Raw genomic sequence first — 7,682 nt, forward strand, 5'->3', positions numbered from 1 at the left:
ACTTTATACTTATCAAAGATCTCTATTGTTTCTAGTATCTTATCATAAGTACCTTCTCTATCTGCACCTATCCTATTTATATCATTTATTTCTTTAGTTCCATCTAATGATATACCTACAAGAAAATTATTATTACGTAAAAATTTTGCCCATTCTTTATCTATTACATATCCATTAGTTTGAATTGAGTTGTTAATTTTTAACCCTGTTTTATTATATTTTTTTTGGAATTTTATTAAATCTTTGTAAAAATCAAGACCTACCAAAGTGGGTTCACCGCCTTGAAAAGTAAATGTACATTCATTCTTTGCAAATCTAAGAGCTTTTTTTACAATTTGCTCTAACGTTTTATTGCTCATAAATCCATAGGACTGCATTTCTCGATTATCAGCTACATCCTCATAAAAACAATACTTACATTTAAAATTACAATATCCCGATGCTGGCTTAATTAATAAACTTAATGGATACATTTTAGTCCCCCCCTATAGTGATGCTCCTGTAAATTTAATTATATTAAATATATTTATAAAAACCAATAAGATTAGAACTTTTGCAAAAAACTGTTGAGTTATATCATCGCTCATTTTCTTTGATCTATATCCTCCATATATAGCTCCTAATACTCCTCCTAAACACATTACAACCAATGTCATAATCCCAAACTCAGGAATATCATTGGATAAAACTGTTCTTACTAAGCTTGATATCTGAGAAAAAAATATTACAAATAGTGAATTTATAGCGGTTTCCTTTGGCTTCATTGAGAAAAAATAGTATATTGCAGCTATATTTAAAGGTCCTCCACCTATTCCTAAAAAAGATGATAGCACTCCAAGTGATAATCCAATTAATACACAACTCTTCTTATCTTCTACATTATGTGTTTCAATTTTATCTTTGTTTTTCATATAAAAAATAATTGCTACATTGATTAATAATAATAAAATTGATTGAATCATTCCTACTAAACTATCATTTCCAAATATCATTCTTGATTTATCAAACAATTCTTTTCCTAAAATCCCACCAATACAAGCACCGATTGCTAGATATAAAGTTATATCCATATTTATTTTAGTTTCTTCTTTTCTATTTCTTATAAGTGATACAGTAGACATTGTCAAAACAGTACATCCCGATAAAAAACTTAAAGTTGATACACTCATTGTTCCTAAGCTATCCATAAGAGGCTTAATAATTATGCCTCCACCAATTCCACTTATTGCTCCTATCAATGATGCAATCGCACTTATGATAAAGTATATAAACTCCATACACTCCCCTCCTACCATTTAACGTCTATTATCATATCATTTTTAACATTTTATTTTCTTCCTCTATCTATAAAACTTTCCTAAAAACAATTAACAGCTGACATATTATATAAAATAGAAATCAGCTGTTAATTCTTTATAATTAATTATGTGAATACATCTTTATTTCGCTTTTATTCTTATCTTGATAAAATATAAATCACACATTTAAAAATCGTTTTCCTCATTGACATAATATATTAAGCTTCTATTTGTGGCTCATTATAAATGTTATCTTCTCTAGAGTTATATGATTTAATCTCTTTTGCACGCTTCTCATTTATAAACGCTTCCATTTCTTTCTCTGTTTTCTTATCAATTGGGTAGAACTTCATTGCTACAACTGAACATATGAATGCTACAATAGGAATTAAAGTCTTCATATACAAGATAGCTTTTAATGTAGCTTCAGACTGTTGAGCAAGATTTGGTGCATATCCTACAAAATCAAGAACATAACCCATAATAAATGCCCCAAATGCTTGTGAAAGCTTATTTACAAAAGTAAATGTTGAAGATACTAATGCAGATCCATTAACACCAGTCTTCCACTCTGCGAAGTTTGCTGAATCTAATACAGCAGATCTAGCTAACATATTGGTAATAGCACCAATGCAAACTGATGATAATATGAAGAACATTACGAAGAAAGTATTACTTGTAGGAACTAATAATAATCCAAGTGCTGCTACAATCGCAAGTAATTCAGCTACTATTATTCCATTTTTCTTACCAAGCTTACCTACATACCATCCTACAATTCCAATCAATACGAAAGAGAATATAGTAGTTGCCCATCCTGTTAACCCCATAAGATGTGTTTTTTCACCCATATTATATTTGAAGAAATACATATTTAATCCATTTCCAACTTGAAGAGCTAAACTATCTGTTCCAAAACTTATAAGTACCATAAGTAAAGCTGTGTTAGAAGTAATAACTTTCATACTTTGTTTGAAAGTTATCTTCTCGCCTGACTTAACTTTGCTCGCTTCTATCGGATTATAAACATCAAGCTTTCTAACAGACATAGCAGATATAATAAACATAATTGTAGAGAATACAGCAAATATTACTGCTACAGTAAACCATGATTCTTTATTACCATCTCCACCAAACCAGCTTAACATATAAATAGCTAATGAAGTCGCTGCTAGGTTTCCTATATTTCCAACTGCTTGGAAGATTGCTTGAACTTTTGTACGACGAGTTGCACTATTACTTAAAATAATAGGAAGTGCAAGTTGAGGAATCTGTACACATGTCCATGCTAAACTGTATAAAATATAACTTGTATAAGCATAAACTATTTTTCCTCCCATACTTAAATCTGGAGCCATAAACATTACTACAAATATAATTCCTAATATTGGTGAACCAAATATTATGTAAGGTCTATATTTACCAAATCTTTTTGAATTGGTTCTGTCAATAATCATACCCATAATAGGATCTGTGAATGCATCCACCATCCTAGCAACCATAAAGATTGTTCCTGCAACTGTAGCTGGAATACCTAATATGTTTGTGTAGTAGAACATAATATATGCACCTACAAAGGCAAATATAGCAGTATTTGCAATATTACCTATACTATATAAGTAGACCTGTTTTTCTGAAGCTTCAATTGAATTATTCATTTTTTAACCCCCGTATAGTTTTACTTTTCTTAATAAATATAATTTTTTGTTACTTACATTATAAGATTATAACACTCTCCTTTTCACTTCTATACTTTACAAGTTGATTATAAATTATAATTAATATATTTTCAATATATTTTAACTTTTTTGATATTTTCTTAATTATACTAACATTTTCATATTAATAGTACATTAAATTAATTATTGTTTTTAATAATTAATAATGCTATACTTACATTGAAATTAACATTAAATCATATAATATTTCAGTGTTTATTAATCTTTATTACATATTTAATATTTATTATAATAAAAGTTTTATTTTTTATAATAAATAATTAATTATACATTTAGAAAGGATTGAGTTTTATGACTAAGAAAAAAAATATAATTTTAATACTATCCGACCAACAACGATACGATACTATTAGCGCTTATGGGTTAAATGATATATGCAAAACACCACATATTGATGCTCTTGCTGATGAAGGTATGAAGTTTACCAATGCATTTACATCTTCTCCAATCTGTGCTCCATCTCGCGCAAGTGTTATGACAGGGCTATACCCTCATAATCATGGTGTAATAGATAATTTTACAGATATTAAAGAAGGTACTCCTCTTCTTGGAGAATGTATGAAAGATCAAGGTTATTATTGTGGTCTTGCTGGTAAATGGCATGTTTCAGCTACAAAAACACCTGAAGATTGTGGGTTTAATGGAAAACCTTTTATGGGATATGGATTCCCAGGAAGTCAAGTATTTCCTAGTTTAGTATTTAATCAGCCACCAGATAATTCACCTAATTACTACGAAGAGTACTTAAAAGATAGTGGATTTAATATACCTGATGTTTCTAATGGTTTCTTAGGTAATAATCCTGCGCTTCAAATCCAAGAAATGTATGCTAAGCATGAAGGACCTGTTGAAAGTACTATCGAATATTTTGTCGCACATGAAGCTAATCGTTTAATAGATGAAGCAATTGAAGAAGATAAGCCCTTCTTGATCTGGGCAAACTTCTGGGGACCTCATTCTCCAAGCATCGTGCCTGAGCCTTATTATTCTATGTATGATCCAAAGGATATTAAAGAACATCCAAGTTATAAAGAAGATTTTAATGATAAACCTTATGGTTATTATCTTACTGAAAAAATGTGGGGACTTGGAGATTATGGATGGGATGGATTTGCAGACATTTCTTCTAAATACTATGGCCATTGTACAATGATTGATGACATGGTTGGATTAATTGTAGATAAATTAAAAAAATTAGGAATTTATGAGGATACTATTATTATTTATAGCGCAGATCATGGAGATTGCCTTGGAGCTCACAAGTTGATTGAGAAGGGTGCATTTACTTTTGATGAAATATATAGAATACCAATGATAGTTAAAGGACTTGGGAATAAGGATAATAATAGTTTTGTTTATTTACAAGAAATTATGCCAACACTTCTAGATGTAGCAGGTATGAAACCTTCTAAACCTGTTGATGGTGAAAGCCTTCTTCCTTTAATGTTAGGAAATGAGAGAAGTAATAATAGAACAGAGGTCTTTGGTGAGTTCCATAATCATTTTTATGTGTCACGCCAAAGAATGGTAAGAGATAATAAATATCAATTTACATTTAATGAAAATGAAAAGGGTGAGCTTTATGATTTCATCAATGACCCATATCAATTAAATAATTTATGTTATGATGAAAAATACTCAGATATTAAAAGAGAATACATAGAAAAATTATCTCGCCATTTGAAAGAAAGTAATGATCCAGCTAGTGTATGGTTTAATCGTATCAAAGAATTTTATTAGAATTTTAACAATTATATATTCTTCTTGAAGATACTAAAAAGAGTATAAATAGATTTGTGTAAAAACAAATTTATATATACTCTTTTTAGTATGTAAATAAGATAAATCTAATGAAATCTTGATTATTCATTAATAAAATAAGCATCAATAACCCTAGCACTTGCCCCTACAGCACCATTAATAGTTCTATATCGTACTGGTTCTATATTAGAAAAATAGTTATCTCCTATAAAGTTTAAATCCTTTTCAATATATACTTGGAATTGCTTAAATATCGTATCCTCTTCAAATAATCGACCATGTAAGAAAATTTTAGTAGGATTTATTATAATAGATAAATTTGAAATCGTCATACTTAGATATTTCAGTGCTTCTAATATATATTGTCTTATAACTTCATCACCTAAATTATATGCAGTTATAATATGCTCAATATTTATCTCTTCATCATTTTTGACTAAGCTATCTAAAATAACAGAAGCATTATTTTTGATCAATATCCTAGCCATCTTTATTAACCATCTTTCACTCGCATAAGTATTAAGACAGCCATTTTTTCCACATTCGCAACTTTTCCCATCCACTTTAACAATTGTATGACCTATTTCTCCAGATATATAATTTTCGCCTTTAAATAATTCTCCATTAATCACATTTGCGCAGTACATTCCAATTCCTAAATGGAAAAAAGAAAAATTTTCTGGACTTTTTTGAGGTTCAAATAAATATATCCCCATGGCCATACATTTTACATTATTATCCATTACAACAGGTAATTTAAATCTCTCTTTGATTTGTTCAGGAAAGAAACATTTCCATACATTCGAATCTGAGAATAATTCTTTATTATTATTATTTATCTTACCTGGTACACCAATACCTATACCCAAAATCTTATCCTTGATATCTTGTTTTTTTTGCACAAGTATTTCTACATTTTCAATTATAAATTCTGTTATATTGGAAATTTCATGGTATGTTGTTAAAAATATTGATTCTTCTATAATCTTCCCTTTTAAATTAGTTATACAAAAAGATACATGCTTTTCATTAAATTCTATTCCAATTGCATAGCCATAATCATGATTTAAATCAATTAAAACACGTTTTCTACCTGGTGTATTGTCATTTTGTTCAACTTCACCTAAGTCTACAATAATTTGTTCACTTATCAGTTCAGCTATTGTGGTTGTTACTGTAGCAGGTGTAATATCTGTTTGCTCAGCTATAGTAGCTCTTGATACAGGAGCATTTCTAAAAATATACTCTAATATTCTAGTTCGATTAGATTTTTTTATAGGCTTCATGCTATCCCTCCTTTACTAGGTACGTTTTGTTAACTTAAATCGATTTATAAATTTAAGAGTAAAATACTACTATCATATATTAAAATTAGATATATTATTACTTCAATTATTAATATGTTTATATATAGAAATATCTAATTCTATACAATTTATTGCAAATAATATGACTCTTTTACTTGTATCCACTATTTATGATACGTCATTTACACATAAAAAACTAGCCTTAACTACTACAATTCAATAGTCAAGGCTAGTTTTATACTTTACTTGTGATGCGGTTTATTATTATTTATTTTAAATAAATTTTCCATTTTAATTAATCTTGCAACTATAGATTATATTATGCAGCTACACAAGATTGTTCTATAGACTTACTTGTAGTAGTCTTTATATTACTTATTACATTTATTGCTACGAATGTTAATGTCTCAGAAACTAGAGTCCCTGCCCATATACCATTTGCTCCGAAAACCTTAGATAATATAATTAAAGCTATCGGTAAGAATATAATCGATCTAAATAAGCACATTAGTGTTGCTGTATTAGGCTTTTCTATAGCTTGATAATAAACTATAGTTCCTATATTTAGCCCTACTAAGTAGTAACTTAAGCTTGATAGCTTAACTGCAAAGTATGCTGTATTTAATACTGTTAAATCATTTGTAAATATAGATATTATTTGTCTACCAAATATATAACATATAGCTACAAAGAATGTAGTTGTAATTAATCCTGCTATGCAGTTTATCTTATAAAACTTTAATACTTTTTCCCTATCTCTTCTACCAAAGTTATAACTTATAAGTGGCTGTGCACCTAAAGTTAAACCAAATAGTACCATATATATATTAGTTCCCAAATAATTAAGTATACTGTATGCTGCTATCCCTGTTTCTCCCATAAGCTTCACTATAATCATATTATGTATTAATACTATAATAGAGAAACTTATTTGGCATAAAAATGATGGGAAACCTATTTTTAATAATCCACTTATAACTTCCATTTCTAGTTTAACTTTTCCAAAAGTTAAATTACCTCTTTTATTTATAAAGTGAGGTAAAAGTATAGCCACTGTTACTATTTGTCCAAGACCAGTTGCTATAGCTGCTCCTTTTATTCCTAATCCAAACTCAAATATAAAGATATAGTCTAGTACTATATTAGTTATAGCACCAGCTATTGTTGATACCATTGCAAGTTTTGGTTTATTATCATTTCTTACAAAACTATTTAATACTATACCTACTAAGTTTGGTATACAAAATAAAGCATAATATCTTAAATAATCTACTGCTAAATTTTGTAATATGTTTGTGGCTCCTAACATCTTTACTATAGCGTCAGTAAATACTACACATAAAATACTTACTACTATAGATACTATTAATAAAAACTTACATACTTGTCTAAATATGTTTACAGCTTTCTCTATGTTTTTAGCACCTGCATTTTTAGATACTAGTGCTCCTCCACCTACTGCCATCATATTAGCTATACCAACTAGCATTACAGTAAATGGTAGTACTATATTAACTGCTGCAAGTGCGTTATCTCCTACACCCTGACCTACAAATATTCCATCAATTATTGTATAT

The 7,682-nt window shown here is 28.7% G+C and carries 6 protein-coding genes; 1 reads left to right on the plus strand and 5 read right to left on the minus strand.

Annotation, left to right across the window (positions count from 1 at the left end; all coding sequences use genetic code 11):
• The 3 genes from CHL78_RS18845 to CHL78_RS18855 all read right to left on the minus strand — a co-directional run.
• Window positions 1-473: radical SAM protein (locus CHL78_RS18845; RefSeq protein WP_116041699.1), on the minus strand; the 473-nt coding region annotated here is incomplete at its 3' end.
• A 12-nt stretch (window positions 474-485) separates the two neighbouring features.
• Window positions 486-1,277: a sulfite exporter TauE/SafE family protein gene (locus CHL78_RS18850; protein ID WP_158540737.1), complete on the minus strand. Its 792-nt coding sequence runs from the start codon at window positions 1,275-1,277 to the stop codon at window positions 486-488.
• Window positions 1,278-1,516: 239 nt separating this feature from the next.
• A complete protein-coding gene (locus CHL78_RS18855; RefSeq protein WP_094367945.1) occupies window positions 1,517-2,956 on the minus strand; it encodes an MFS transporter in 1,440 nt (479 codons plus the stop codon).
• A gap of 372 nt (window positions 2,957-3,328) precedes the next feature.
• Here CHL78_RS18855 and CHL78_RS18860 point away from each other — a divergent pair, with 372 nt between their 5' ends.
• Window positions 3,329-4,777 (plus strand): sulfatase-like hydrolase/transferase, encoded by a 1,449-nt coding sequence (locus tag CHL78_RS18860; protein ID WP_094367944.1) that lies wholly within the window; start codon window positions 3,329-3,331, stop codon window positions 4,775-4,777.
• A 122-nt stretch (window positions 4,778-4,899) separates the two neighbouring features.
• Here the strand turns inward: CHL78_RS18860 and CHL78_RS18865 are convergent, their stop codons facing one another.
• Entirely contained in the window at window positions 4,900-6,084 is a 1,185-nt protein-coding gene (locus CHL78_RS18865; RefSeq protein WP_094367943.1) for an ROK family transcriptional regulator, read from the minus strand.
• Between the two features lie 340 nt (window positions 6,085-6,424).
• A partial coding sequence (locus CHL78_RS18870; RefSeq protein ID WP_147295855.1) for an MATE family efflux transporter occupies window positions 6,425-7,682 on the minus strand: 1,258 nt, incomplete at its 5' end.

The organism is Romboutsia weinsteinii (genome assembly GCF_002250835.2).
In the GTDB taxonomy this organism is placed as follows: Bacteria; Bacillota; Clostridia; order Peptostreptococcales; family Peptostreptococcaceae; genus Romboutsia_A; species Romboutsia_A weinsteinii.